The organism is Methylocella sp., assembly GCF_044226135.1.
Classification (GTDB): domain Bacteria; phylum Pseudomonadota; class Alphaproteobacteria; order Rhizobiales; family Beijerinckiaceae; genus Methylocapsa.
Genome location: NZ_JBGAHM010000024.1, coordinates 1 through 24,416, shown reverse-complemented (window position 1 = coordinate 24,416; position 24,416 = coordinate 1). Strand labels below are relative to the sequence as shown.

At 70.5% G+C, this 24,416-nt stretch carries 25 protein-coding genes; 7 read left to right on the top strand and 18 right to left on the bottom strand.

Going from position 1 to position 24,416, the window contains the following annotated elements:
- Positions 1–128: 128 nt before the first annotated feature.
- From tolB to ybgC, 5 genes are all read right to left on the bottom strand, one after another.
- Entirely contained in the window at positions 129–1,502 is a 1,374-nt protein-coding gene (gene tolB, locus ACILRB_RS11025) for a Tol-Pal system beta propeller repeat protein TolB (protein WP_395666344.1), read from the bottom strand.
- The gene (locus ACILRB_RS11020) at positions 1,457–2,605 is read right to left on the bottom strand and encodes a cell envelope biogenesis protein TolA (RefSeq protein ID WP_395666343.1); all 1,149 of its coding nucleotides are present in this window, start codon (positions 2,603–2,605) and stop codon (positions 1,457–1,459) included. The genes tolB and ACILRB_RS11020 overlap by 46 nt, the downstream gene beginning before the upstream one ends.
- A 5-nt stretch (positions 2,606–2,610) precedes the next feature.
- Positions 2,611–3,057, bottom strand: coding sequence for an ExbD/TolR family protein (locus ACILRB_RS11015; protein ID WP_395666342.1), 447 nt, complete (start codon positions 3,055–3,057; stop codon positions 2,611–2,613).
- 30 nt (positions 3,058–3,087) lie between these two features.
- Complete coding sequence (gene tolQ, locus ACILRB_RS11010; protein WP_395666341.1) at positions 3,088–3,837, bottom strand: protein TolQ; 750 nt, start codon at positions 3,835–3,837, stop codon at positions 3,088–3,090.
- Between the two features lie 218 nt (positions 3,838–4,055).
- The gene (ybgC, locus tag ACILRB_RS11005) at positions 4,056–4,514 is read right to left on the bottom strand and encodes a tol-pal system-associated acyl-CoA thioesterase (RefSeq protein ID WP_395666340.1); all 459 of its coding nucleotides are present in this window, start codon (positions 4,512–4,514) and stop codon (positions 4,056–4,058) included.
- A 201-nt stretch (positions 4,515–4,715) separates the two neighbouring features.
- Between ybgC and ACILRB_RS11000 the strand changes: the two genes are divergently transcribed.
- From ACILRB_RS11000 to ACILRB_RS10990, 3 genes are read left to right on the top strand one after another with little or no spacing between them, the layout of a single operon-like run.
- Positions 4,716–5,735, top strand: a complete 1,020-nt coding sequence (locus ACILRB_RS11000) for an NAD(P)H-dependent glycerol-3-phosphate dehydrogenase (protein WP_395666339.1) — start codon at positions 4,716–4,718, stop codon at positions 5,733–5,735.
- A gap of 37 nt (positions 5,736–5,772) precedes the next feature.
- A complete protein-coding gene (locus ACILRB_RS10995) occupies positions 5,773–6,186 on the top strand; it encodes an EVE domain-containing protein (protein WP_395666338.1) in 414 nt (137 codons plus the stop codon).
- Positions 6,153–6,575: a protease inhibitor I42 family protein gene (locus tag ACILRB_RS10990; RefSeq protein WP_395666337.1), complete on the top strand. Its 423-nt coding sequence runs from the start codon at positions 6,153–6,155 to the stop codon at positions 6,573–6,575. Before ACILRB_RS10995 ends, ACILRB_RS10990 begins: the two co-directional genes overlap by 34 nt.
- On the opposite strand, the gene ACILRB_RS10985 is transcribed toward ACILRB_RS10990, so the two are convergent.
- The 3 genes from ACILRB_RS10985 to ACILRB_RS10975 form a co-directional block, all read right to left on the bottom strand.
- Positions 6,569–8,320 (bottom strand): DUF3300 domain-containing protein, encoded by a 1,752-nt coding sequence (locus tag ACILRB_RS10985; protein ID WP_395666336.1) that lies wholly within the window; start codon positions 8,318–8,320, stop codon positions 6,569–6,571. The two genes, ACILRB_RS10990 and ACILRB_RS10985, sit on opposite strands and share 7 nt — an antisense overlap.
- A 188-nt stretch (positions 8,321–8,508) precedes the next feature.
- Positions 8,509–9,915 carry an adenosylhomocysteinase gene (gene ahcY / locus ACILRB_RS10980; RefSeq protein WP_395666335.1) on the bottom strand — a complete coding sequence of 469 codons (1,407 nt, stop codon included), beginning with the start codon at positions 9,913–9,915 and terminating at the stop codon, positions 8,509–8,511.
- A gap of 75 nt (positions 9,916–9,990) precedes the next feature.
- Positions 9,991–11,268, bottom strand: a complete 1,278-nt coding sequence (locus ACILRB_RS10975) for a glycosyltransferase (protein WP_395666334.1) — start codon at positions 11,266–11,268, stop codon at positions 9,991–9,993.
- Positions 11,269–11,560: 292 nt separating this feature from the next.
- Here ACILRB_RS10975 and ACILRB_RS10970 point away from each other — a divergent pair, with 292 nt between their 5' ends.
- The 3 genes from ACILRB_RS10970 (at position 11,561) to ACILRB_RS10960 (ending at position 14,170) form a co-directional block, all read left to right on the top strand.
- Entirely contained in the window at positions 11,561–12,445 is an 885-nt protein-coding gene (locus tag ACILRB_RS10970) for a hypothetical protein (protein ID WP_395666333.1), read from the top strand.
- Positions 12,446–12,454: 9 nt separating this feature from the next.
- Entirely contained in the window at positions 12,455–13,591 is a 1,137-nt protein-coding gene (locus ACILRB_RS10965) for an LptF/LptG family permease (RefSeq protein ID WP_395666332.1), read from the top strand.
- 192 nt (positions 13,592–13,783) lie between these two features.
- On the top strand, positions 13,784–14,170 hold the full coding sequence (locus ACILRB_RS10960) for a hypothetical protein (protein ID WP_395666331.1): 387 nt from the start codon (positions 13,784–13,786) through the stop codon (positions 14,168–14,170).
- 93 nt (positions 14,171–14,263) lie between these two features.
- Here ACILRB_RS10960 and ACILRB_RS10955 read toward each other — a convergent pair whose 3' ends face one another.
- The 10 genes from ACILRB_RS10955 to ACILRB_RS10910 form a co-directional block, all read right to left on the bottom strand.
- Complete coding sequence (locus tag ACILRB_RS10955; RefSeq protein ID WP_395666330.1) at positions 14,264–14,845, bottom strand: hypothetical protein; 582 nt, start codon at positions 14,843–14,845, stop codon at positions 14,264–14,266.
- Entirely contained in the window at positions 14,842–15,378 is a 537-nt protein-coding gene (gene gspM / locus ACILRB_RS10950; protein WP_395666329.1) for a type II secretion system protein GspM, read from the bottom strand. The genes ACILRB_RS10955 and gspM overlap by 4 nt, the downstream gene beginning before the upstream one ends.
- Positions 15,375–16,472 carry a PilN domain-containing protein gene (locus ACILRB_RS10945; protein WP_395666328.1) on the bottom strand — a complete coding sequence of 366 codons (1,098 nt, stop codon included), beginning with the start codon at positions 16,470–16,472 and terminating at the stop codon, positions 15,375–15,377. The genes gspM and ACILRB_RS10945 overlap by 4 nt, the downstream gene beginning before the upstream one ends.
- Before the next feature lie 265 nt (positions 16,473–16,737).
- Positions 16,738–17,616, bottom strand: coding sequence for a general secretion pathway protein GspK (locus ACILRB_RS10940; RefSeq protein WP_395666327.1), 879 nt, complete (start codon positions 17,614–17,616; stop codon positions 16,738–16,740).
- Complete coding sequence (locus ACILRB_RS10935; RefSeq protein WP_395666326.1) at positions 17,613–18,362, bottom strand: type II secretion system protein J; 750 nt, start codon at positions 18,360–18,362, stop codon at positions 17,613–17,615. Before ACILRB_RS10935 ends, ACILRB_RS10940 begins: the two co-directional genes overlap by 4 nt.
- Positions 18,359–18,814 (bottom strand): type II secretion system protein, encoded by a 456-nt coding sequence (locus ACILRB_RS10930; protein WP_395666325.1) that lies wholly within the window; start codon positions 18,812–18,814, stop codon positions 18,359–18,361. The genes ACILRB_RS10935 and ACILRB_RS10930 overlap by 4 nt, the downstream gene beginning before the upstream one ends.
- Complete coding sequence (locus ACILRB_RS10925; protein ID WP_395666324.1) at positions 18,792–19,289, bottom strand: type II secretion system protein; 498 nt, start codon at positions 19,287–19,289, stop codon at positions 18,792–18,794. Before ACILRB_RS10925 ends, ACILRB_RS10930 begins: the two co-directional genes overlap by 23 nt.
- A complete protein-coding gene (gene gspG, locus ACILRB_RS10920) occupies positions 19,286–19,807 on the bottom strand; it encodes a type II secretion system major pseudopilin GspG (protein WP_395666323.1) in 522 nt (173 codons plus the stop codon). Before gspG ends, ACILRB_RS10925 begins: the two co-directional genes overlap by 4 nt.
- 123 nt (positions 19,808–19,930) lie before the next feature.
- Complete coding sequence (locus tag ACILRB_RS10915) at positions 19,931–21,145, bottom strand: type II secretion system F family protein (RefSeq protein WP_395666322.1); 1,215 nt, start codon at positions 21,143–21,145, stop codon at positions 19,931–19,933.
- A gap of 10 nt (positions 21,146–21,155) precedes the next feature.
- Positions 21,156–22,826, bottom strand: a complete 1,671-nt coding sequence (locus ACILRB_RS10910; protein ID WP_395666321.1) for a GspE/PulE family protein — start codon at positions 22,824–22,826, stop codon at positions 21,156–21,158.
- 240 nt (positions 22,827–23,066) lie between these two features.
- Here ACILRB_RS10910 and ACILRB_RS10905 point away from each other — a divergent pair.
- Positions 23,067–24,416, top strand: a 1,350-nt coding sequence (locus ACILRB_RS10905) for a secretin N-terminal domain-containing protein (protein WP_395666320.1), incomplete at its 3' end; no start/stop codon positions are given.

Here is a 24,416-nt window from a genome sequence, read left to right as displayed (position 1 = left end):
GGCCGAGAGCCCGCCCTTCAGCGGGAGCGGACGCCCCTCATCGCACCGCCCATCGCACCGCCCATGCTCGCGCGACGCCGCCTGGCCTGACGCCACGCGGCGCGGCGGCGTCAGGCCAAAACGCCCGCTCAGTTGAGCAGCGGGCTCCAGGTCGGATCGGAGGCGTAGCTCGGCGTCGGCACCTGGAATTCATTGCGCCCGAACACGTCGATCATATAGAGTTTCGACCCGCTCGAGCCGCCGGGATCGCGGAAGAACATCAGATAAAGCCCGTTCGGCGCCCAGGTCGGCCCTTCATTGTGGAAGCCTTCCGTCAGGATGCGCTCGCCCGAGCCGTCGGGCCGCATCACGCCGATCGCGAAAGTCCCGCTTTTCTGCTTGGTGAAGGCGATGAAGTCGCCCTTCGGCGACCAGACCGGCGTCGAATAGCGCCCGTCGCCGAAGGAGAGGCGCCGCGCCGCGCCGCCCCCGCCGGCCGGCATGACGTAAAGCTGCTGCGTCCCGCCGCGGTCGGATTCGAACACTATCTGCGTCCCGTCCGGCGAATAGGACGGGGAGGTGTCGATCGCGCCCGAATCGGTCAGCCGCGTCGTGGTGCGCGACTTCACGTCCATGGCGTAAAGATTGGTCGCCGCGCCCTGCGCCAAAGACATGACGATGCGCTGGCCGTCGGGCGAGAAGCGCGGCGCGAAGGTCATGCCCGGAAAATTGCCGACGACCTCGCGCTGGCCGGTCTCGATGTTGAGCAGCAGAACCTTCGGGTCGGTCGCGCCGAAGGACATATAGGTCACGTCCTGCGACGAGGGCGAGAAGCGCGGCGTCACCACGAGGTCGTCGCCGCGCGACAGATAGCGCACGTTGGCGCCGTCCTGGTCCATGATGGCGAGGCGCTTGCGCCGGCGCTCCGCGGGGCCCGTCTCGTCGACGAAGACGACGCGGGTGTCGAAGAAGCCGCCTTCGCCCGTGATGCGGGTGAAGATCGAATCCGAAATGATATGCGCGACGCGCCGGACGTTGTTGGGGTCGGTCACATATTGCTGGCCGGCCGCCTGCTGCCCGGTGGCGACGTCCCACAGGCGGAACTCGGTCTGGAGCCGGCCGTCGCCGTTGCGGCGGCTGCGCCCGGTGACGAGATATTGCGCGTTGAGCGCGCGCCACGCCGACATGTCCGGCGTCTGGTCGGGGTCGACCGTGACGCCCGCGAAGCTCTTGGGGTCGAGCGGCGACAGAAAGGTCGAACGCTTGAAATTGTTGACGATGACGCTGGTCAGCGTCCCGGCCGGGCCGGGATCGCCCGAAAACGGCGCGACCGCGATCGTGACGGGGGTGAACTCGCCGCGGCGCACGTCGAGCGCGCGGTCCTGAGCCGCGGTCGAGACGGCCGGCGCGGCGAGGCAGCAGCCCATGGCCAGCGAGGCGGAAAGAAGGGAGCGGCGGGACAGAAGAAAGCCAGGCTTCAAAGCATGTCTTCCGGATCGAAGCGCACGACCCGGCCTTTCCATTGTTCGTAATAGGGCTGGAACTGCGCCGGAATGCGCAGCGGGTTGCAGCGTCGCGCCGCCCGCATGGCGCTGTCGGCGAGCGAGCGGAGATTGGGGTCCGTCGGCGGATTCAGGAGCTCGGGCTGGCCGACGAGCGAGCCGTCGAGCGCATAGCGCACATGGATCTGCGGAACATATTTCTGCTGCGCGGCGACGCCGACGAAATTCCAGCAATGCCGGTACTGGTCCTGCAGCAGTCCGTCGAGCTGCGCCCAGAGCGAGGGCGACATCTTGGCCGCGCTCGCCGTCGGCGCGCCGAGCGAAGCGGTCTGCGACAGCTCACGCCCGGCCGCGGCCGAACGCTGCGGCGCCTCCTTGTTGAGGAGCCGGCTGATCGCGCCGACGTCGAATTTCTGCGCAAGATCGGCCTCGGCCTCGCCCGTCTTCGGCTTCGGCGCGGGCTTGCGCTCCTCGGGTTTCTTTTCTTCGAGAAGCTTCGCGAGCTCGTCGGGCTTGAATTTGGGCTCGGCCTTCCGCGGCTCCGGCTTCCGTTCGGGCTTTTGGGGCTCGGCCTTCTGGGGCTCGGCCTTGGCTTCAGGCCTGGGCTTTGGCCGTGGCGGAGGTTTTCTGTCGAGCGCTTCGGCGTCGGGCTTTTCGGGCTCGGGCTCGGGCTTCGTCTCGGCCTTTGGCGCCGGCTCGGGTTTGGGCCGGGGCTCCGGGCGCGGCTCTTGCGCCGGCTCGAGCTTCGCCGTCTGCACGGGGCGCTCGGGCGGGGAGGGGGGCTCGGGCTTCGCCTCCTCGGCGCGGCCGGGATCGTCGACGGGCCTGGCGCGCGGCGGCGGGGACGGGATGTCCTGCTTGGTCGGGGCGAGCGCGGTCACGGGCTTGACCTCGGCCGTCTCCGCGCGTTTCTCGGCGCGCGTCCTCGGCGTCTCGCTGAGCTTGCCGGTCTTCTCGCCCTTCATGATCTGGTTGAACTGCGAGGAGGTCATCATCTCGACCGGAATCGTCTCCAGCGCGTCCTCGGGACGGGAGTCGTGCGAGAACGACAGGAGCATGGCGGCGAGCAGGGCGACATGGCCGCCCGCGGAGACCGCCGCGCCCGGGTTGTCGCGCAGGGGCATGGCCGTCAGGACTTGCTCGGATCGGTGACGAGCGCGACCTTCTTGAATCCCGCGCCCGTGATGATCGACATCACCTCGGCGATCTTGCCGTAGTTCACGGCGTTGGCGCCGCGCACATAGATGCGCTCGTCGACGCCGGACTTGGCGACCTCCTTAAGTTTGTCGGCGAGCTTGCCTGCCTCGACCGGCTCGTCCATGACGAAGATCGCGCCCTTGTCGTCGACGGCGACGGACAGCGGCTTCTGCTCGATGTTGAGCGCGGCCGACTTCGTCTGCGGCAGGTCGATCGGCACGCCGGTCGCGAGCAGGGGCGCGGCCACCATGAAGATGATCAGCAGCACCAGCATCACGTCGATGAAGGGGGTCATGTTGATGTCGGCCATCGGCCGGTAGCGCGGCGAACCGCGCCGTCCGCGTCCGCCGGTGCGGCCGCCCATCGTCGCCATGGCCATGTCAGCGCCTCCTCAAGCTCGTCGACGCGCTCACGCGGCCTGATCGTGGTGGGCGGCGCGCTGGTCGATCTGCCGCGACAGGATCGAGGAAAATTCGTCGGCGAAGCCTTCGAGCCGCGCCTGCTTCTTGGCGACGTCGCCCTGCAGCTTGTTGTAGGCGATCAGCGCCGGAATGGCCGCGAACAGGCCGATCGCGGTGGCGAACAGCGCTTCGGCGATGCCCGGCGCGACCACCGCCAGCGAGGTGTTGCGCGACGCGGCGATGGAGCGGAACGAGGTCATGATGCCCCAGACCGTACCGAACAGGCCGATGAACGGGCTCGCCGACGCGACGGTGGCGAGCACCAGCAGGTTCGATTCGAGCTTTTCGACCTCGCGCGCGATCGAGACGTCGAGCACCTTCTCGATGCGCGCCTGAAGCCCCATGAAGCTCGCCGCCGCGCCCGACTGGAGCGAACGCCGCCATTCGCGCATGGCCGCCACGAACAGGCTCGCCGTGCCCGACGTCGGGCGCTGCGACAGCGTCTGATAGAGCTCGTCGAGCGAGGAGCCGGACCAGAACACTTCCTCGAACTGGTCCATCGCCTTCTGCGTGCGCCGCAGCAGCAGAACCTTGTTGATGACGATGGCCCAGCACCAGACCGAGGCCGCGAGCAGGCCGATCATCACGATCTTGACGACGACATGCGCCGACCAGAACATCGACCACAGGGTGATCTCGGCTCCCGGCGCCAGTCCCGCGGCCGCCGCGCCCGTGGCCGCAATATCGGCTGGATTCATCGCAAATATCCTTCGGCTGTCGGGCCGCCCGCGAGCCCATCGTCTCGCCGCGCGCCGCTCAGGGCTCGCCGCCCAGCGCTTTTCTAAGTGAAGCCAAGTGTGTCGCTAAGTGTGTCGCTTGGTGTGTGGCGCTCGAATCAGTCATTTCTGCGGCTTTTTCGCACGCGCCCCCGCCGGCCGGGCGGCCTAGTCAAACCGCGTCAAGGTTAACGCCGGGTTTACCCCACATCACAAAGCCTTGCGCGCAGGGCCTGAGGCAGCCGCGCCGCTCGTCCGCCCGAGATCACGGCGATCCTGACAGCCGCCGCGATCAGGCGCTCCTCGCCGCGCAGGATCGCCTGGCGCATGTCGATCGACGCGCCGCCGACCGCCGCGATGCGCGTCTCGACCTCAATGAGGTCGTCCATCAGCGCCGGCTTCAGGAATTCGATCGACATCGACCGCACGGCGAAATGAACGCCTTCGCCGTTCTCGAACAGGTCGCGATGCCCGACGCCGGCGGCGCGCAGAAGCTCGGTGCGGCCGCGCTCCAGAAACCGCAGATAGGACGCGTGGTAGACGACGCCGGAAAAATCCGTGTCCTCATAATAGACGCGCACGGCGAGGCGCGCCGGCGGCTTCGCCGCCGCGCCGCCGGGCGCGCTCGGCGCTTTGTTCGTCGCGTGATCTTTCGACATGGCCTCGTCCGCTCTCGCCGCCTGCGCTCCGCGACCCGGGCCGCATAGCGCATTTTTGCCGGGCCCGCAGCTTTTGCGCGCGAGGCGCGGCGGCGCGGGCCGGCTCTTGCCAGCCGCAGGGTTCGGCCGCATCTAGAGCTTTGGGGCAGGCGGCGCGGCCGCAGGCAGGCGCCGCACGGGAGAGCCGCAAGGGGGGAGCCGATGGCGAAGGGAGCCCGAAGGATCGCGGTTCTGGGCGCGGGCGCCTGGGGAACGGCGCTCGCCAATCTCGCGGCGCGCGGCGGCGAGGCGGCGGGCCGCGAGGCGCCCGAGGTCGCGCTTTACGCGCGCGATCCGGCGCATGTCGCCGAAATGGCCGCGACCGGCGTCAACGCGCGCCGCCTGCCGGGCGTGCCGCTGGCGTCCAACGTCAGGCCGACGGCCGATCTCGCGGCGACGGCCGCGGCCGAGGTCGTGCTGGCGGTCGTGCCGACGCAGGCGCTGCGCGGCGTTCTGGCCGAGCTCGCCCCGCAGCTCGCCGGCAATCCGCCGATCATCGTCTGCGCCAAGGGCATCGAGCGCCGGACCGGACGGTTCGTGACCGAGATCGTCGGCGAGATCCTGCCCGACGCCACCGCCGCCATTCTGTCGGGGCCGAGCTTCGCGCAGGACGTCGCGCGCGGCCTGCCGACGGCGGTGACGCTCGCCGCGCGCGACCCCGTGGCGGCGGCGACGCTCGCCGCGATGATGGCGGGGCCGACCTTCAGGGTCTATTCGTCGAGCGACGTGCGCGGGGTCGAGATCGGCGGCGCGGCCAAGAACGCGCTCGCCATCGCGAGCGGGATCGCCGCCGGGCGCGAGCTTGGCGCGAGCGCGGGCGCGGCGCTGATCGCCCGCGGCTTCGCCGAGCTCGTCCGCTTCGGGCGCGCCTATGAGGCCGAGGCCGCCACGCTCTCCGGGCTTTCGGGCCTCGGCGACCTCGTGCTCACCTGCACCACGGCCCTTTCGCGCAATTATTCCTTCGGCCTCGCGCTCGGGCGCGGCGCGAGCGTGGCCGAGGCGTCCGAGCGCATCGGCCTCGTCGAGGGCGCCTTCACCTGCGGCGTGATGCTCGAACTTGCACGTGCGGCCGAGGTCGACATGCCGATCGCCGCCGCCGTCGACGCCGTGCTGGGCGGGCGCGTCTCGATCGAGGACGCCATCGCCGAACTCATGGCGCGCCCCTCGAAACCGGAAAGCTGAAGCTTTATAGCTCGCGGGCTTTTGCGGGAGAGATCGGATGGCCCATTGGCTGGTGAAGAGCGAACCTTTCAAATGGTCCTGGGACCAGCAGGTCGCGGCTGGAACGCAGGGCACGTTCTGGAACGGCGTGCGCAATCATTCGGCCAAGCTCAACCTCATCGCCATGAAAGTCGGCGAGGAGGCGTTCTTCTATCACTCCAACGAGGGCAAGGAGATCGTCGGAATCGTCGAGATCATCAAGCCCTATTATCCTGACCCATCCGACGCGAGCGGCAAGTTCGGCATGGTCGACCTGCGCGCCAAGACCGCGCTGAAAAATCCCGTGACGCTCGCCGCCGTCAAGGCGGATCCGCGTCTCAAGGACATGGCGCTTGTGAAGCTCTCGCGCCTGTCGGTTCAGCCGGTGACGGAGGAGGAATGGGCCATCGTCTGCGCGCTCGGCGGGCTTTGAGGCCGGCCGGCGCGATCCTTGCGGCGCTCTGTTTCGCCGCGCATGCGGCCGGCGCGGCGGGGCAGGGCCGCATCGTGAACGAGGCCGACGACGGCGGAACGATTCTGGCGCGCGTCGGCGAGCGTTTTGCGCTGCGCCTGCCAGAAAATCCGTCGACCGGTTACGGCTGGGCGCTTGAAACGGTCGATCCGGCGCGCCTTGAGGTCGAAGAGGGCCCGTTCAGGGCGCAGGCCGGCCGCCTCGGAGCGGGCGGCGAGGCGACGTGGACGGTCACGGCCAGAGCGCCGGGAACGACGACCCTCGGCCTGAAATACTGGCGCCCCTGGGAAGGCGACGCCTCCGTCGTCCGGCGCTTTGGCGCGACGTTCAGGATCGCGCCCGCTCAGTAGCCGCCTCGGTCCGGCTTCGGCTCCGGCAGGCGCGATCCGGCGGCGACCCAGTGTTCATAGGTCTCGAACGGCAGGCCGAGCCGCTCATAGGACACGCGCAGATAGCCGTCGGCGCCGCGCGCGACGGCCTGCGGCGCGACCGCCTCCACCTCCTGCGCCATCACGCCGACATAGGCGGTGCGTCCGCCATTATAGACGAAGCGATAATAGCCGACGCCGTCGTTCAGCCGCCCGAGCAGGACGACGTCATGCTTGAGGCGGATGTCGGAGCGTCGCCCGCCGCCGCCGCGATGGCCGCCGCCGCCATGGAAGCCGCCGCGGCCGCCGGAGCCCCCATGTCCGCCGCCATGAAATCCGCCGGCGCGCGCGCCCTGAATCCCGCCCGCACGGGCGCCATGATGGACTTGCGGCCGTCCGCCCGCAGGCCGCGCGGCCGGACGCGACGATGGCCGTGGACCGCTCGCCGCGCCTCCGGGGCGGGCCGCGGGCTTGGCCGGACGCGTCGCGGGCTTTGCGGCGGGTTTGGCGGCAGGGCGCGACGCGCCGGGACGGGTCCCCGCGGCAGGGCGATTGGCGGGCCTGTCGACGCTTCCGCCCGGCCGGCCGGGTCCGCCGATTCCGCCAGCGTCTCCAGGACCGCCGGGACGTCCGGGTCCGCCAGCGCCGCCGACGCCTCCGGGTCCGCCAATTCCGCCGCCGCCGCCGGGCTTGCCAATTCCGCCCGGCCCGCCAACGCCCCCGGGGCCGCCGATTCCGCCGGGCTTGCCTGGCCCTCCGGGTCGTCCCGGCCCGCCGAGGCCGGGCTTGGTTCCCTGTCCAGGGCGGTAGTCGCCGCCCGGCCGCCACGGCTGGCCGCCGCCGCCCGGGCCGCCCGGCGGCGGGCCCGGCGGAAAGCCGCCGGGAGGCGGAGGCATGCCGGGGCGCCAGCCCGGATAGGGCGGACGCCAGCCCGGATAACCGCCCCAGACCGGCGGGTAGACCGCGCCCGTGCGCCAGTTCCAGTAGGTTCCGGTGGCGAGCGCGCCAAGCGCCACGCCCGCGCCGAAGGTGAGCAGCGGCGCGACGACCGCCGTCGTGTCGAACACGGCGGCCGAATCATAGGCCGGAACATAGATCGTCGAGGGGTCCGACGGCAGGATGACGATGTCGCTCTTTTCGCCCTGCGGCGTCGACGAACTCACGCGCTTGACGGTCTGCTGCGGCGTCGTCTTGAGCGCGCCGGATTTTTCGGCCCTCACGCGCAGCTCCTGGATCGCGGCGGCGACGTCCTGCGGCTGGTTGACGATCGCGTCGCCGAGATCGCTCGTCCAGGCGAGGTCGTCGTTGAGCTTCCTGACGACGTCGGGAAAGCGCGCCAGCGCCTTGACCGAAGGATCCCATTTCTGCTTGTCGACGCCGGAAAAATCCTTCTTTTTCACAGCGGTCTTGTTCTTTTCGAGCCAGCGATAGGCCTCGACGATCTGCAGCGGATAGGCGCTCGCCGGCAAAAGCTGCGCGAGCAGCGGATCAGGGTAAAGCGCGATCGGCGCGAGCAGCTTCAACAGCTCGTCGTGGGTGAAGCGGGATTCGTCAGGGGCCGCCGGCGCGGCCGGCTCCGCGGGCGCGGCGGGCTCTGGGGACGTCGCGGCCGGCGACGCGGAAGGCGCGGGCTCCGCCGCGGGCGTGGTCTGCGCTTCGGCGAGAACCGGAACGGCGGCGAGCGTGGCGGCGAGAAGCGCCGAAATCCCGCGTCTGGCCCGGCGCAAGCGAGGTTTCATGGCCGGCCCCATGGCGCGCTCTCCGATTTTGGCGTCAAACGCGCCCGGGAGGCGACGACGCGACATTTTCGTCAAGCCATAGCATCAGCCCCGGCCGAAGGCGAGGGAGGCGACGCGCGTCAACGAAAAAGGCCGCCCCGAAAGGGGCGGCCCGCGTCATTGCCGACGAAAAAGCCTCAGTACCGATAGTGGTCCGGCTTGAACGGGCCCTCAAGCGGCAGGCCGAGATAGGTCGCCTGCTCGGTCGTGAGTTTGGTCAGCTTCACGCCGATTTTTTCGAGGTGCAGCGCCGCGACCTTTTCGTCGAGATGCTTCGGCAGGGTGTAGACCTTGCGCTCCATCTCCTTGTGGCGGGTCCAGAGCTCGATCTGGGCCAGCGTCTGGTTGGTGAAGGAGGCCGACATCACGAAGGACGGATGGCCCGTCGCGTTGCCGAGGTTCACAAGCCGGCCTTCCGACAGCAGGATGATGCGTTTGCCGTCGGCGAACTCGATCTCGTCGACCTGAGGCTTGACGTTATGCCATTGCAGGTTGCGCAGGGCGCCGACCTGGATCTCCGAATCGAAATGGCCGATGTTGCAGACGATGGCGCGGTCCTTCATCGCGCGCATGTGGTCGAGCGTGATGACGTCGACGTTGCCGGTCGCGGTCACGAAGATGTCGGCGCGCGGGGCGGCGTCCTCCATGGTCGTGACTTCATAGCCTTCCATCGCGGCCTGCAGCGCGCAGATCGGGTCGACCTCCGAGACCAGCACGCGCGCGCCGGCGTTGCGCAGCGAGGCGGCCGAGCCCTTGCCGACGTCGCCGAAGCCCGCGACCATGGCGACCTTGCCGGACATCATCACGTCGGTGCCGCGGCGGATGCCGTCGACGAGCGATTCGCGGCAGCCGTAGAGATTGTCGAATTTCGACTTGGTGACCGAATCGTTGACGTTGATCGCAGGCCACAGCAGCTTGCCGTCCTTCTCCATCAGATAGAGACGATGCACGCCGGTCGTCGTCTCCTCGGAGACGCCCTTGATCGCGGTCCCGTATTTCGTGTAGACGCCGGGGCTCGAGGCGAGGCGGCGCTTGATCGCCGCGAACAAAACCTCTTCCTCCTCATTGGTCGGCTTGTCGAGGAAGGCCGTGTCGCCGGCCTCCGCGCGCATGCCGAGATGAATCAGCATGGTGGCGTCGCCGCCGTCGTCGAGGATCAGGTTCGGCGCGCCGCCGTCGTCCCACTCGAAGATCTTGTGGGTGTATTCCCAATAATCGACAAGGCTCTCGCCCTTGCGCGCGAACACCGGGACGCCGGCGGCGGCGATGGCCGCGGCGGCGTGGTCCTGCGTCGAATAGATGTTGCACGAGGCCCAGCGGATGTCGGCGCCGAGCGCCTTCAGCGTCTCGATCAGCACGGCCGTCTGGATGGTCATGTGCAGCGAGCCGGCGATGCGGGCGCCTTTCAGCGGCTGGCTCGGGCCGTATTCGGCGCGCACGGCCATGAGGCCCGGCATCTCGGTCTCGGCGATGGCGAGCTCCCTGCGCCCCCATTCGGCGAGCGAGAGGTCGGCGACGACGTAATCCTTGGGGGTCTGGGTCATGAACGGGCTCCAGTCATATGTCCCATGGCTATACCAGCCGCCCGCGCACAGCGCAATAAAGATATAAGCAAATCTTTATATGTGCCTGTCTGTGGGGATGAGCGACAGCGCCACCCGCGCGAGGGCGGCGGCGTAGGCCTCAAAGGCGAAATGCGCCTCATAGGCGCGCCGCGTGTCCGAGGCCGCGCGATCCTCGCCCCGCGCCCCGTTCGCCGCGGCCTGGCGCAGGGCGGCGGCGAAGCTTTCCGCGTCGGGCGCGAGCGTGACGTTCGTCAGCCGCGCCGGATCGAGCTGCATGCCGCGGAAGGCGTGCGGCGTCGCGATCAGCGGCGCGCCGGCCGACATCGCCTCGATGGTCTTGATCGAGACGCCATGGCCTTCGGTGGTCGGCAGCAGCACGGCGGCGGCGCGGTCATAGGCGGCGGCGAGGTCGGCGACGCGCCCGAGGAACAGTTCGGGCCGGGCGCGCGACAGGGCCGGGGCGCGGGCGCGAAACTCCTGGTCGATGTTGCCGTAGATCTTGATCCTGGCCTCGGGCGCGCGCGGCAAAACCTCCTCGATCATCCATTTGACGCCGAGAAAATTCGCGTAATTGGCGCTGGCGACGACGATCAGGTCGGGTCCGCCCGGGCCCGGCGCGATCTCGGGCACGGCCGGATAGATCAGCTCGTGCCGGCTTTTTGGCAGCAGCATCTTGAAGCTCGCCGCCTCCTCGTCGTTGAGGTGGATCAGCGCGTCGGCCCTGGCGAGCAGGGCGAGCTCGATCGCCAGCATGTCGTCGAAGCGGGCGGCCGGCGGCACGGTCCAGCCGCGCTCGTTGCGCAGCGCATACTGGCGCGCCTGGAGATCATGGGTGTCGAGCGCGATTTTCGCGCCGCGGCGGCGCGCGACCTCGAGCGCCGCGGGCATGCAGAAGAAATGGTTGCAATGGATGAAGTCGATGCGCTCCTCGGCGTCGAGCCCCGCCGGGATGGGGGAGAGCCGCGCCGTCGTCGCCAGCATGGAGGCGAAGTCGCCATGCAGCCAGCGCCGCGTCGCCGCCAGAAACGACGGCTGCAGCACGCGCGCCAGCGCCATGCCCGAATAGAAGCGCCGGTCGGCGGAAAGGTCGCGCGTCGCGGCGTCATAGGCTTTTTGCGCGCGCGAGCCGGCGACGGCGCCCGGCGCGTCGGCGAGCGCGAGGGTCAGCACCCGCGCGCCGAGCGCGCGATAGGCGGCCGCCTGCGACACGAAGACCTGATGGCTGCCGCAGGAGTGCCAGGCCGGATGGACGATCAGCGCCGTGCGGCCGGACAGCGGCCCGCGGGCGTCGTCGCGGGCCGGTGCGGAGCAGGGGCTGGGTTCGACGTTCATCGGCGCATCAATAGTCCTTTGGGACGAAAACTCCATGGCGCCGGCGTGGCGCGCCGCAGGATTTTCAGCGCCGCCGCGCCGCGCCGGGCGCCGAATTTACTTCGTTCGCCGCTTGCGTTATGCAAGCCGCGCCTGCCCCGCAGGGGGCCGCGCCGCGGGCCTTGCGCATGCGCCTGCGCACGCGTCCCGAAGCCGTCCGGCGCAAGGCGCAGGCCGTCCGACGCATGCGCGTCGCGGCGAGGCGGCCGGCGCCGGCCGCCCGCGCCCTCCTTATGAAGCCGAGACTGAACCCTTGACCGATCCGACTGCAGAAGGGGCGATCGAGACCGCTGCGGCTCAGTCCGCGCCCACGCCGACGCGCGGGATCGCCATCGTCGCCAACGACAAGATCGCCGACTGGCTCCTGCCGTTCCTTGAAAGCTACAAGGAGACGAGCGCCGCGACGCCGCTCTATCTCATTCCCTATGACGACAATCTGACGCTGACGCGCCGCGCCTGCGAGGTCTATGGCGTGACGCTCGTCACCGAGGATTCGCGCGAGCTCGACCGGCTCGCGAGCCGGCTCTACCCGCTGTTTCCGGGCCACAGGCGCCGCCTGCGCAAGTTCATGTCGCTCGCCCTGCCGCTCGACGAGGTGCTTTACGTCGACGTCGACGTCATTCTCTTTCGCGACGTCGCCGAGCTGTTCGGGCGTCTCAAGCCGGGCGAGGCCGAATTCATCATGGCCTCGACCAGCGAAGAATATGTCTACAACAAGCGCCGCGACAAATACGACTTCCTGAAGGACGTCCGGCTGTTCAACGACGGCTTCTTTCTCACCTCCAACAAGATCCTGTCGCTCGACCATTTCTTCGAGGTGATCGACCAGGACGAGGCGATCTTCCACGACGTGCGCAAGCACGGCATGCTGTTCGCCCAGCCCCTGAGCAATTTCGTCACGCACCGGCGCGGGCTCAAGATCGCCTCGATCGCCGAGCGCGTCGAGGGCGCCTCCGACGAAAGCTTCTACAAGGCGCAGGACGTGACCTTCGACGCCGACGGCCTGCCGCTCGACGGCGCCAAGAAGCGCATCTTCTTCGCCCATTGGGCGGGCGCGGTCTCGCTGCCGAAGCGCCGCGTTTTCGACAAAGCCTGGCTCGACTATGCGCAAAAGGCGCAGGCGCGCCTCAAGAGGTGAGGTTACGCCGTGCCGCCGCTTCTCACCCTCTATTTCGCCAGGAGGGCGGCCTTCTCGTCGCTCGTGATCGCGGCCATGCTCTGCGTGCCGCTGGTCATGGCCTCTCTGTTCCAGACCCTGCCGGCGGCGGCGGTGCGCGGCGGCCTGCTGTGGCCGGCCCTGCTCGGCACGCTGCCGACGGCGCTGTTTCTCGCCCTTCCGCTCGCCGTCGGCGTCGCCGTCGCGCTCGAATTCGCCCGCATGTCGGCCGACGGCATGGTCGCCGTGCTCTATTCGCTGCGGCTTTCGGTGTGGGCCGTGTGCAAGCCCGCCCTGCTCGTCGCGAGCGCGGCGACCGCCCTCGGCTATGTCATTTCCTGCTATATCGCCCCGAACTACGTCGGCCAGATGCATGACGTCATTCACGTCATCCGCGACTCGCTCAACCACCGCATGCTTGAGCCGGCGCATTTCTACACCTTCGACAAGGGCGCGCGGACGATCTTCTTCACGCGCTGGAAGACCGCCGACGTGGCGTCGGGCATGTTCATCCGCCAGCATTCCGCCGAAAAGGACGAAGAACAGATCATCAACGCCGACGAGGCCGAGTTCCGCCGCAACGAGACGGGCGTCGTCATCGTGCTCAACCACGGCTCGATCCAGACGCTGCCGGCGGGCGCGACCTCCATGCGCAACGCCAATTTCGAGCAATACGCCATCCCGGTCGACATGCAGGGGGCGGGCGGGCTGCCGAAACGCGACTGGCGCGGCGTGTTCGAGCTGCCGCTCGGCGAGTTCATCGCCGCAAAACCCAATCCGGACTGGGATCCGCGCGGCTACGCCGAGTGGATGAGCGAAGCGGCCAAACGCGGCTTCATCCCGGCGCTCGCGCTGAGCCATACGCTGCTCGCGATCGGCCTCGTGCTGACGGTCGCGGCGGCGACGGGGCGCGGTTCGCCGGCGATCATCTCGACCGTGCTCGTCATTCCTGTCCTGCATGTCGCCGTGCTGGTCGGCTCGGAATCGCTCGTGCGCGAAAACCCTGACCTCGTCTGGCTCGTCGGCCTCGCCATTCTGCTTGAGGCCGGCGTGGCCGTGGCCCTGCTCGCGCGGCGCAACGCCGCATTTCCCGCCATTCCCGCCGTCGCGGCGCCGGAGCCAGCCTGAGGACGGATTGATTTCGCACGCGGTTTCCCTGCAATTAGAACGCTAAGCGTTTGAAAAACAAAGGTTGCTGTCGTCGCGCGCCTGTGGGAGGCTAGGCTTGCGAACCTGGCGGAGACTGATGGGCGCTTTCATGCAGACGAGATCTCGAACGCGGCGGCGCGCCGGCGCTCCGGGCGACGCATGGACCGCGTCATGACCGGCGCCGGACTGGACTCCGAGCGCCGGATGCGCGCGATCGTCGTCCGGGCGGCGCGCAGCTGGCGCATGGCGCGTGATCTCGGCGCGCCGATCCAGCCGAGCCTCTATTCGACGCTGGAGCGCGACGACTGCGGCGTGCTCGCGCCGGCGTTCGACAGCATGATGACCTTGTGTGAACGCTGCCTGCGCCGCCCGCTCTGCGCCGGCTGCCCGATGGCGCGCACCGCCGACGAAAGCCTTCTCGGCGACCTCGTGGCCGACCCTGACGGCGCCGAGGCCCTGGTCTACTGCGCGGCCGACCCGCAGCCGCTCGCCGGCGCCTTCGTCTGCGCCCTGCGCTCCATGCGGCTCATGCTCAGGGACACGCTCGACGCGGCCTGACGCGCCACGCCGCCAGCTCGTCGGCCCGCAAGTCGCCAGCTCGCCAGTCGCCGGCTCTCAAGTTCGCCGGCCCGCAAGTCGCCGCGCCTCACGTCAATGCGCCTCACCTCCATGCGCAAAATGATCGCGCCCGCCATAGATCGCCTCCGGCGGGGCGCCGATCTGCCCGGCGTAGCCGACGACCGGGCGCTCAGGGGCCGGAGCCGGCGCGCCGCCCGGCGCGCCGAGATCGGCCGAGCGCGGCGCAAGCTCGGCGTTGACGACGCGCTCCTGTTTTTCGAGCGACGCGGCGCGGGCGTCGACGGAGCGCAGGGTCCAGCCGTCGTCGCTCGTCTGGCCGACGCGCAGACGCAGCGTCTTGCCGCCGTCGTCGACGAACAGGCCGATCTCCGCGCCCGCGCCATGCACGACGCCGATGAGCTTCACGCGCGGCGTCTCGGGCTCGGCCGGCGGCGGGGGCGGCGGCGGCTCTTCGGGCGCGGCCGCGACGATCGCCGGCGCGGGCGGGCGGCGCGAGGGAGAAAACAACGGCCGTTCGCGCGTCGCGCCGAGCGCGTCGAGCGAGAGCGCGGCGAGCGGATTGACGGCGTCCGCCCGGGCCGCGCCGCAGGGCGCGAACGCCGCCGCGGCGAGCGCGAAAAGGCCGAGGGCGCGGGCGCGGGACGGGTCAGTCAATGCTTGTCTCTCCATTGTCCGGCGACGTCGAGCTGGACGCGCATTTTCTGCGACGCGCCGTTTGGCGCCTGAACCACGATCTGCTCCACGAACAGGAGCGGAAGCCCGGTCTCGAGATCATGCAGCAGCGGCTGGATCGCCTCCTGCGCGGCTTCGAGGCTGGCGGACAGCCGCACGAAGCCGTCATTGGCCTGAGATTCGTCCTGAAGGTCGACCTGCGACGACAGCACGACGGCGCCCGCCTCGGCCGCCGCGGCGGCGACGCGGCGTTGCAGCCCGGCCCCCGCGACCGTGATCGTCGGCCCGTCGAGAAAAGGCGAGCCCGGCGTCTCACCGGACGCCGCGCCCGGCCGCGCCCGCGCCTCGAGCGCCGCGAGCCGCTCCCGGGCCGCGCCATAGGCGCCATAGGCGTCGCCAAGGCCGCTCAGCGCGGAGGCGGCGACAACCAGAGGCAGAACGGCCGCCGCGACATAGGCGCCGATCGCGAGAAGCCCGCGCGGGCCGACGGTCTTGACGAGATCGCCGGGCTTCATGGCGCGGCCGCCTTGTCGGAGTCCGGCGCGATCTGCGCCTCGATGAAAAAATGCTGCGCCCCGCCGGCGGACGAAGCGGTGGTCGGCGCATAGAACATGGCGTGCGCGAAATGGGGCGAGCGTTCCATGAGGCCGATCAAGGCCGGCGGGTCCCTCGCGAGCCCGGCGATCTGGATCTTGTCCGGCGCGATGCGCAGCTCGTTCAGATAGGCGTCGTCGGGCAACACGCGCGCGAGCTCGTCATAAAGCAGGACAGCCGCCGGGTTCGACGCCTTGCGCGCGCGCAGCGCCGCCGCGGCGCCCGAAGAGGCGTCGTCCTCGCGCATGAGCGCCGCGCGCAGGCGCTGGCTTTCGACTGCGGCCTCCTCGCGGCGCGACTCGAGGGCCTGCCCGCCGAAGGAGGACAGAAGGAGCGCCAGCGCGCAGCCGGCCCAGAGGCCGAGCAGGACGCCGCCAAGAATGCGCTTCAGCCGGCCGGCGTCGAGCGCGCCGGCGATCGGCCGCCGACAGACGGCGATCGTCGCGCCGCCGGGGTCGGGCGCCGCGGCGTAGACGGCGAGCGTTCCGACGCCGAAGCCGCGGGCGGCTTCGACGAAGGGCGCGAGCGCCGCGTGAGAGGTGGCGGCGACGAGAAGGCGCAGACGTTCGCCCGAGCTCCCGTTTTGCCGCTCGTCCGCCGCCGGATCGAGCGGCCGGCAGCCGAAGGCCGCTTCCGCGGCGGTCCAGGGCGTCAGCCGGTCGATCTGGGACCGCACCACGCCGTCAAGGAATTCGGCCGCCCGGCCGGGCAGTTCGAGCGGGCGGAACAGAAAGCGTTCGGGGCGCAGCACCAGCTCGACGTCAGAGCCCGAAAGCGCCGCGCGCGCCGAGGCCTCGATCGCGGCGTCGGGCTCGAAGCGGACGGGAACGCCTGGCGCGCCGCCGGACTGCGCGCCAGGCGCAGGGGCCTGCTCCATGAGAAACGCGCCGTCCGCCTGTTCGACGAGCCTCGCCGCAGGGGCGCGCCTCAACCCCGCTCTTGCGGCGAGAACGGTCTTGGCCGTGGTTTCGAGCCAGGCCGAGAGGCGGGCGGAGATGTCGTCGAAGCTTTTCATCGGGCGCGATCTGGACGGGCGCAGTCTGGACGGGCGTGGCGGCGAGATCGGGTGCGGCAGGCGCGTCTCGCCGGCGGGGCGGTCCCGCGCAAGGCGAACTTCGGGGCGGCGGGCTTCGTGGCGCAGAAAAGCCGCGGCGCGTCGCCTCGTGCGAACGCCATCCCCATGGTGCACCAGGCGCGTGTCCGAAGATTGAAAACTTTACCGACAAAGCGCGGCGAAACGCCGCGGCCTCGCGCAGGAAGGCGGACGTCGGGCGCGGTCGTCATGCGCCCTCGAAATCGTCACGCCACGACAGCACGCGATAGGGCTGCTTCGGGTCGTTTTCAGGCAGCAGCAGGATGACCTCGGCGCGCAGGCGCCGCCCCGACGCGGTCCTGACCGCGATTTCGGCCCGCGCGGACTTGAAGGGATCGAAGGAGACGTAGTCGGCGGCCCGCCCGAGCAGGGCGCGCACCGCCTTGGGGTCGAGCGCGGCGCGGCGCTGAAGAATCGTCGCCGCGACGTCCGGCGCGAGATTCGGCAGCGCGCGCAGGACGGGCGGCGAGGCGGCGAAGACGTCGATCTTCGCCGTGCCGTTGAAAACCGTGAGGAACGGCAGCGCCGCCTCGACGAGGTCGGGCGGCAGGCCGGACACGAAGCGCAGTTCGTCCGTCGTCTGGAACGGGCCCTGCCGCGGCGCGTAGTCGAGGCCGGCGTCCTTGTAGAGATCGGCCTCGGCGTTGCGTCCGGGGCCGGGCTTCTCGCGCCAGCCGGCGATCCGGTCGGCGTAGGTCTGCGCCGCGTCGAGGCGCGCGCCAAGCGCGACGAACAGGCCGGCGAGGAGTTTCTTGTCGGCGAAATTGACGTCGATGCGCGCGCCTTCGCTGCGGAAGGACGTTTCCGCAGATCCGCCGCCCAGCGCGAAGGCGAAGGCGCCGACGCTGCGCGGCTCCTCGGCGCTGCGGCCCTGCAGGCGCAGCGCGGCGAGTTCGAGCGCCGAGCGGATCAGGGCCTCGGCCTCGAGCCGGTCGCCGCCGACGCGCGCCGAGACGACGCTGGTCGACGCATAGACGGCGAAAACCGAAGCGAAGCCGGCGAGCGCGGCGAGAAGCCACAGCGCGGCGATCAGCAGAAATCCGTCCTCGCGTCCTCGGGCCGTCACGGGCGCTGCCCCGCCGCCGGCGCGGGCTCCGCGTCCGGCTGCTTTGCGGCGTCTTTCGTGTCCGTGAGGCACGACGCCTGTCCGCCGGCCGCGACGGCGCAGGCCGGCGCGTCGATCCGCAGGCGCACGACGGTCGAGGCGGAGGCGAGCTCGCCGCCGCCGGTCCGGACGCTGACGCGGACGGCGCTCGGCAGGCTCGCGGGATTTGCCCAGGAGTCGGCGAACACGCGGTCCGGCCCGGCGTAGGCGAAGGAAAGTTGCAGCGGCCTGCGCAGCAGCAGGAGGGAATCGGAGAACGCGAAATCATCCGCGCGGGCGGCGCGGCCCGTCTGCGGCGAGAAGGCGGCGCGCGCGCGCGTCAGGCCGTCGTCGCCCGCCGACCAGCGCACGATCTCGAGCCCCGGAGGCGTCGCACGCCCGGCGCCGGGAAATTTCGGGCCGAGCGGCGAGCGCACGAAGGTCGCGGCGTTGTCCGAGCCGTAGAACAGCACGTGCGGCTCCCCCGGCGGCGTGACGAATTCGGCCGAGGCGAGGTCGGCCGCGAGCCGGTCAAGCGCGAGCGCGACGAGATCGGCCTGTTGCAGCCGGTCGAAGCCCGCGCGCCAGCGCGGCAGCCATTGCCCGGCGACGACCGCGACCGAGGCCATGACGAAGCCCGTGAGCGCGAGCGCCACAAGCGCCTCGAACAGCGTGAAGCCCGCCTGCGCGCGGCGCGCTCGCGCGCAGGGGCGACGCGGCGCGCTCATGGCTGCGCCGCGTCGGGCCGCGCGAGCGGCGTGAGACGAAGGCTTTCGACCTCCATGACGGCGCCGGACGGGGCCGTGACCCTGATGGCGATTTTGCGCGGCGCCCAGGCCGGCTGAGTCTTCGGGGGCGGCCCGGCCGGATCTGGCGGCGGGAACGGGTCGGCGGCCGGCCGCGAGGTCACCGCGTAGCGCAGGCCGTTGATTTCTCCGGAAAGGTCGGCGTCGAGCGCGGCGCGGTCGGGCAGCGCGGCTTCGACCTTGCGCAGCGCCGAGGTCAGGGCCAGCCGCTCCTCGACCTGGCGCACCGAGCGCTGGCTCGCGGCGGCGAGCGCGCCGATCGCCGCGAGGCAGACGCCGACGACGGCGAGCGCGACGAGGGCCTCGACCAGAAGGAAGCCGGCCGCGCCGCCGTCTTCGGGCGCGGCCCGGTCAGAAGCTCTTTTTCGGGGCAATCTCGACGCCTCCCGTCAGCCAGGCGACGCGCACTTCGAGCGTTTCGCCGCGGCGCGACAGCGACAGGGTTCCGCCGCAGGAGAGCCCCGAGGGAAAGAAGGTGATCGTCGCGCCGGCGGGGCGGCCGCCGCAGGTTTCGGCCAGAAGGGCGGAGAAGCCGACGTCGGGCGGCGCGACGACGCGCCGCGCGCTCGCGCCCGAGCGGATCATGCGGCCGGCCGCGTCAATCTGCGTCGCGACCGGCGCGCCGCCGCGCAGCGCCGCGAGCCGGTCGGCCTTGAGCGCCGCCGCCGCGGCCGTGGCGAGCGCATAGAACTGGGGGCGCGACGTGCCGCGCGGAAACGCCGGCAGGGCGAGCGCCGCGATCATCGCGACGATGGCGACGACGCAGACGGTCTCGATCAGGGTGAAGGCGTCTTCACGGCCGCCTCGCCGGCCGCCTCGCCGATCGCCGCGCGCGCGCCGGACGCTCATCGTTGCGCGGCTTTTTTCGCGCCGCCAAGCTCCGTGCTCCTGATGTCGGCGGCGAGGCCCGCGCCGCCCTCCTGCCCGTCGGAGCCAAGCGAGACGATCTCGAAAGGCGCGTGTTCGGCCGGCGCGCGGTAGCGGTAGGGATTGCCCCAGGGGTCGAGCGGGACGTTCGCGCCCTTGAGGTAGGGGCCGTTCCACGACGAGGCCCCGCCCGGGCGCTGCGCCAGCGCGGCGAGGCCCTGCGCGGTGGTCGGATAGCGCCCGTTGTCGAGGAAGTAGAGGTCGAGCGCGCTCGACAGGCTCTCGATCTGGATGGTCGCCGCCTTGACCTTGGATTCAGAGAGATAATTCAGCACGCGCGGGCCGACGAGCCCCATGATGAGGCCGATGATGGTGATGACGACGAGGATTTCGACCAGCGTGAAGCCGGCTTCGCCGCCGCGCCGCCGCCGCGCGCGAAGGCCGCGCTTCGAGCGCAGGGCGAAGGCGTGGAGACGGCGTTGGATCGAAGCGGTCGTCATTGCGGATAACTTTCGTGAAACGCCAGTCGTCGTGACGCGGCGCCGTGGCGATACTTCGGCATTGTGATCGTCTCTTGACGGCAAGATGCTGCATTTGCGGCCTTGCGCGGGGCTCTCCAACGGCTAGCCCACCACCTGGCTCACCGACATGAGCGCGGTCATGATGGACACGATCAGGCCGCCGACGATCACGCTGATGACGACGATCGCCGCCGGGCCGATGATTCCCACGAGGCGGTCGAGGCTGCGCTGCAGCTTGGCCTCGTAATAATTGGCGACGCGCTCGGCGAGCAGCGGAAGCTGGCCCGAATCCTCGCCGAGGCGAAGGGTGCGGGCGGCCATGGCCGGCAACGCCTTTGTCTGGGCCAGCGCGTCGGAAAGCTTGCCGCCGTGGCGCACGAGGTCGACGGTTTCGTCCCACGCTTTCGAGGCGCCGGCGGAGGTCATCATGTCGGCGAGGATGCGCAGGCTCGACGTCAGCGTGACGCCGGCCGCGAGCAGCACGCCGAGGTTGCGGCAGAACAGCGCGGTCTGGTGAAAGCTCATGACGCGGTCGACGAGCGGCGCCCGCCCGAGCCCGCGCATGAGCGCGGCCCGGACCTTCGGGCGTCTCAGAATGAGCGCGCCGCCGGCGACGACGGCGGAGATCGAGACGCCGACGGCGAGCGCATGCGCCGACAGAAAATCCGACAGGGAGAGAAAGGCGGTCACGACCGGGTCGAGTTTGGCGTTGAAATCGCGCAGCACCGCGCCGAACTGCGGCAGCACGAACGTGAGGAAGAACAGCAGCACGCCGGCCGCGGCCGTGAGCACGAAGGCCGGATAGCGCAGCGCGTCGGACAGTTTTCTGCGCAGCGCCTCGGCGCGCGCGCGCTCGGCCGCAAGCGCCTCAAGCACCGGCGCGAGCTTGCCCGAGGCCTCGCCGACGCGCGCCAGCGCCACATACATCGGCGGAAAGGCGTCGGGGCGCCGCGCCAGAGCGTCGGCGAAGCTTTCGCCCGACAGGATCGCGGCGTTGATCTTCTCGATCGTCGGGCGCAGCCGGCCGACGTCGGAATCAGTCGCGACGAGTTCCAGCGCCTCGTTGATGCGCGCGCCGGTGCGCAGGAGCAGCGCGAGGTCGCCCGTGAAGAAGGTGACGTCCTCGAAGCGCGGCTTCGCGCCGAAGCCGAGGCGGGCGGCGAACGCGCCTTTCGCGCCGGCCTCGAGCTTCGTCTCGACGGGGATCAGACCCAGATATTCGATGCGCTGGGCGACGTCGGCGGCGCTTTCGGCGGCGATCGCGCCGGTGACGAGCTCGCCCTTCTGGGTCAGGGCGCTGTAGCGGAAGGTCTTCATGAGCGCGTCGTCACCTCAGCGTCGTCACGCGCAGGGCTTCGGCCGGCGAGGTCACGCCGGCGCGGCATTTGGCGACGGCGTCCTCGATCATGGTGACCATGCCGGCGCGGCGCGCCGCCGCGTCGATGCTGAAGGCGTCGGAGGTTGGGCCGACGAGCTCATAGGCTTCTCCCTTGAGTTCGAGCATTTCGAAGATGCCGTTGCGGCCGCGGTAGCCCGAGCCGCCGCAGCGCTCGCAGCCCTTCGGGTCATGCACCACGTCGCCGCAGGCGAGGCCGAGCGCCGGCAGGCGCGGGTCCGCTTCGAGATCGGCCTCGCTGAGCGCGCGGGGCGTCTTGCAGCGCTCGCACAGCACGCGCACGAGGCGTTGCGCGATCACCGCGCGCAGCGTCGACTTGAGAAGAAAGCCCTCGACGCCGAGGTCGAGCAGGCGCGGAATGGCGGCGGCGGCCGATTCGGTGTGGAGCGTGGTCAGCACCAGATGGCCGGTGAGGGCGGCGTTGACGGCGATGCTCGCGGTCTCGGGGTCGCGCACTTCGCCGACCATGATGACGTCGGGGTCCTGGCGCACGAAGGCGCGCATCGCCGACGCGAAGGTGAGCCCGATTGCGGCCTTGACCTGGCTCTGGTTGACGCCGGAAATCTCATATTCGACCGGATCCTCGATCGTCAGGATCTTGCGCGTCGGCGTGTTGAGCAGGGAGAGCATGGTGGCGAGCGTCGTCGTCTTGCCGCTGCCGGTCGGGCCCGTGACGATGATGAGTCCGTGCGGCAGCGCGAGCAGCCGCGCGAGGATGTTTTCGTCGCGCGCCGAAAGGCCGAGACGGGCCGCGTCGAGCAGGCTGCGGTCTTGGGGCAAAAGACGCAACACGGCCGATTCGCCATATTGCGTCGGCATGGTGGCGACGCGCACGTCGACGTCTGTGCGGCCAAGCTTCAGGCGCGCCGCGCCGTCCTGCGGCAGGCGGCGCTCGGCGATGTTGAGGCCGGCGAGAATCTTGATGCGCGAGATGATCGCCTGCGGCGGCGCCCCCTGCGGCGCGGCGACCTGCCGCAGCAGGCCGTCGACGCGCATGCGCACCGTGAGGCCCGAACGGAACGGCTCGATATGGATGTCGCTGGCGCGAAGCTCGACCGCCTTCTCGAACAGGTCATTGACCGCGCGCACGACCGGCGCGCCGCTCGCGAGGTCGCGCAGGTTCTCGACGTCGTCCTCGACGCCGCGCGAAGCCGGGCGCTCCTGCGCCGGCGCCTCGGCGAGCCGCTCGCTGAGCGCCACGCCGACGTCCTCGAACGAGGCGATCTCGACCAGCACCTCGCCGCCGAGCACGATCTCGGCCGCGCGCAGGGCGGCCGCCTCGCTCGGGTCGGCGACGGCGAGGCGGTTGCGTCCGTCCGCGCCGACGAAGGGAAAGACGCAGGTTTCGCGCAGGAAACGCGGCGCGAAAAGATGGGCGAGCGACCGGGCCTCGACGAGGTCAGGCAGGCTCAAGCGACGCATGCCATAAAAATGCGCGACTTCATCGGCAAACGCGTTCGCAGAAAGATCAGTGGCTTCCCAGACTTTTCGCATCGACGGCGCGGCGTCCGCGCCGGCGGGGGACGCAAGGCTCGCGTCGGACGGCAGGCAGCGCCGCTCGACGAGGTGTCTGGCGAAATCGGACAGGGGAGTATCGGTCATGCCGTCGCGCCTTGGGATGGGGAAGCGGCGCGCCGTCGCCAGTTCGGACCGCGCCGCCGGCCTCAGGGCCGGTCCGCGCCGAAATCTGGGGACGCCTGCGCCGCCCGGGCTCGCCTTGACCTTCATTTTATCGACGGCGAGATTATGTCCGTTATATCAATGGTTGACGGTTTTCGCTAATCGTCATGGCCGCGCCTCAGGCTCCGCCTCAAGCTTCGGAGCCGCATAAGAGTGGGTTTCTTGCGACACGTTCGGGGCCGCGTCCTCTTCGTCCCGCCCGGCCTCGCGGCCGGCGCGCGCGTCCGGCCGTCGCTCGCCGTCGCGGCCGGCGTCGGCGTCTTCGTCGTCCTGGCGCTCGCCGGCTGCTCCTCGCAGACGGCCTGGATCGGCGGCGGAACCGAACAGCCCGACGCCATCGACCGCGTGCGCGGCCTCGACCTTCAGCCGCGCTTCACGAAAGCGGGCGAGACCGCGAACACCGGCGGCGCCGGCGCGGACCGGCCGCAGCTCTATTACGGCACCGCCGGGCCCGAGGCCTCCGCGCCGCCGGGGCGCGGCGAGGCCGCGGGCGGCGCGGGCGCGAACACGTCGGGAGAAGGCGTCGACCTCAATTTCGAGAACGCGCCGGTGACGGCGCTCGCCAAGGTCATTCTGGGCGACGTGCTCGGCGTCGGCTATACGGTCGACCCGCGCGTGCAGGGGACCGTGACGCTGTCTTCGGGGCGGCCGGTGCCGCGTTCGCAGCTTCTGTTCGTGCTCGAAAACGCCCTGCGCGCCGGCAACGCCGTGCTGGTGCGCGACGCCGGCGGCTATCGCATCCTGCCGGTCGACGACGCCGTGGGCAACGGCGGGGTCGACCGCGGCGGCCGGATGGAGCCGGGCTACGGGCTCACGGTCATGCCGCTGCGGCATGTCTCGGCCCAGAACGTCAACAAGCTGCTCGATGGCTTTTCGGCGCGCCCGGGCGCGATCCGCGCCGACCCGAGCGGCAATCTCATCCTCATCGTCGGCACCGGCGTCGAGCGCCGCACCGCCGTCGAAACGATTCTGAGCTTCGACCAGGACTGGATGCGCGGCCAGTCGGTCGGCATCATTCCGGTGCGCAACACCACGCCCGAGCCGGTCGTGGCCGAGCTCGAGAAGATCCTCGATTCGGGCGAGGCCGGCCTGAGCGCGAGCCTCGTCAAGCTGATGCCGATCTCGCGCTCCAACGCCATCCTGGTGGTCGCCAAGAAGCCCGAGCTGCTGCGCCAGGCGTCGACCTGGATCTCGCGGCTCGACGGCTCGGCGACGGCGAACACGGGCGTCAAGGTCTATCGCGTCCGCTACGGCGACGCGCGCCAGATCGCCAAGCTGCTGAGCGAGCTTTTCACGGGCGGAGGCGCAGGCGTCGATTCGGCCGCAAACCAGCTCGCGCCGGGCTCGGGCGCCGCCACGACGACAGACCGGCTGACGGGCGGCACGGCCTCGATGGCCTCGAGCGCCATGGGCGCCCATTCGGGATCGGGCGGCTCAGGCTCGTCGAGCGGCGCCGGCGGTTTCGGCTCCGGCGCGGGCCAGAGCCCGTTCGGCGCGCTCGGCGGCGCCGGC

What these genes read in the sequence shown, in the direction of transcription:
- ACILRB_RS11000 (WP_395666339.1), top strand. Translation starts at nt 4,716, where the DNA reads ATGGCGAAGGGAGCCCGAAGGATCGCGGTTCTGGGCGCGGGCGCCTGG.
- tolQ (WP_395666341.1), bottom strand. Translation starts at nt 3,837, where the DNA reads ATGAATCCAGCCGATATTGCGGCCACGGGCGCGGCGGCCGCGGGACTG.
- ACILRB_RS11020 (WP_395666343.1), bottom strand. Translation starts at nt 2,605, where the DNA reads ATGCCCCTGCGCGACAACCCGGGCGCGGCGGTCTCCGCGGGCGGCCAT.
- ACILRB_RS10915 (WP_395666322.1), bottom strand. Translation starts at nt 21,145, where the DNA reads ATGAAGACCTTCCGCTACAGCGCCCTGACCCAGAAGGGCGAGCTCGTC.
- ACILRB_RS10995 (WP_395666338.1), top strand. Translation starts at nt 5,773, where the DNA reads ATGGCCCATTGGCTGGTGAAGAGCGAACCTTTCAAATGGTCCTGGGAC.
- ahcY (WP_395666335.1), bottom strand. Translation starts at nt 9,915, where the DNA reads ATGACCCAGACCCCCAAGGATTACGTCGTCGCCGACCTCTCGCTCGCC.
- ACILRB_RS10975 (WP_395666334.1), bottom strand. Translation starts at nt 11,268, where the DNA reads ATGAACGTCGAACCCAGCCCCTGCTCCGCACCGGCCCGCGACGACGCC.
- ACILRB_RS10910 (WP_395666321.1), bottom strand. Translation starts at nt 22,826, where the DNA reads ATGACCGATACTCCCCTGTCCGATTTCGCCAGACACCTCGTCGAGCGG.
- tolB (WP_395666344.1), bottom strand. Translation starts at nt 1,502, where the DNA reads ATGGAAAGGCCGGGTCGTGCGCTTCGATCCGGAAGACATGCTTTGAAG.
- ACILRB_RS10935 (WP_395666326.1), bottom strand. Translation starts at nt 18,362, where the DNA reads ATGAGCGCGCCGCGTCGCCCCTGCGCGCGAGCGCGCCGCGCGCAGGCG.
- ACILRB_RS11015 (WP_395666342.1), bottom strand. Translation starts at nt 3,057, where the DNA reads ATGGCCATGGCGACGATGGGCGGCCGCACCGGCGGACGCGGACGGCGC.
- gspM (WP_395666329.1), bottom strand. Translation starts at nt 15,378, where the DNA reads ATGAAGCCCGGCGATCTCGTCAAGACCGTCGGCCCGCGCGGGCTTCTC.
- ACILRB_RS10990 (WP_395666337.1), top strand. Translation starts at nt 6,153, where the DNA reads ATGGGCCATCGTCTGCGCGCTCGGCGGGCTTTGAGGCCGGCCGGCGCG.
- gspG (WP_395666323.1), bottom strand. Translation starts at nt 19,807, where the DNA reads ATGACGACCGCTTCGATCCAACGCCGTCTCCACGCCTTCGCCCTGCGC.
- ybgC (WP_395666340.1), bottom strand. Translation starts at nt 4,514, where the DNA reads ATGTCGAAAGATCACGCGACGAACAAAGCGCCGAGCGCGCCCGGCGGC.
- ACILRB_RS10945 (WP_395666328.1), bottom strand. Translation starts at nt 16,472, where the DNA reads ATGAAAAGCTTCGACGACATCTCCGCCCGCCTCTCGGCCTGGCTCGAA.
- ACILRB_RS10960 (WP_395666331.1), top strand. Translation starts at nt 13,784, where the DNA reads ATGACCGGCGCCGGACTGGACTCCGAGCGCCGGATGCGCGCGATCGTC.
- ACILRB_RS10925 (WP_395666324.1), bottom strand. Translation starts at nt 19,289, where the DNA reads ATGAGCGTCCGGCGCGCGCGCGGCGATCGGCGAGGCGGCCGGCGAGGC.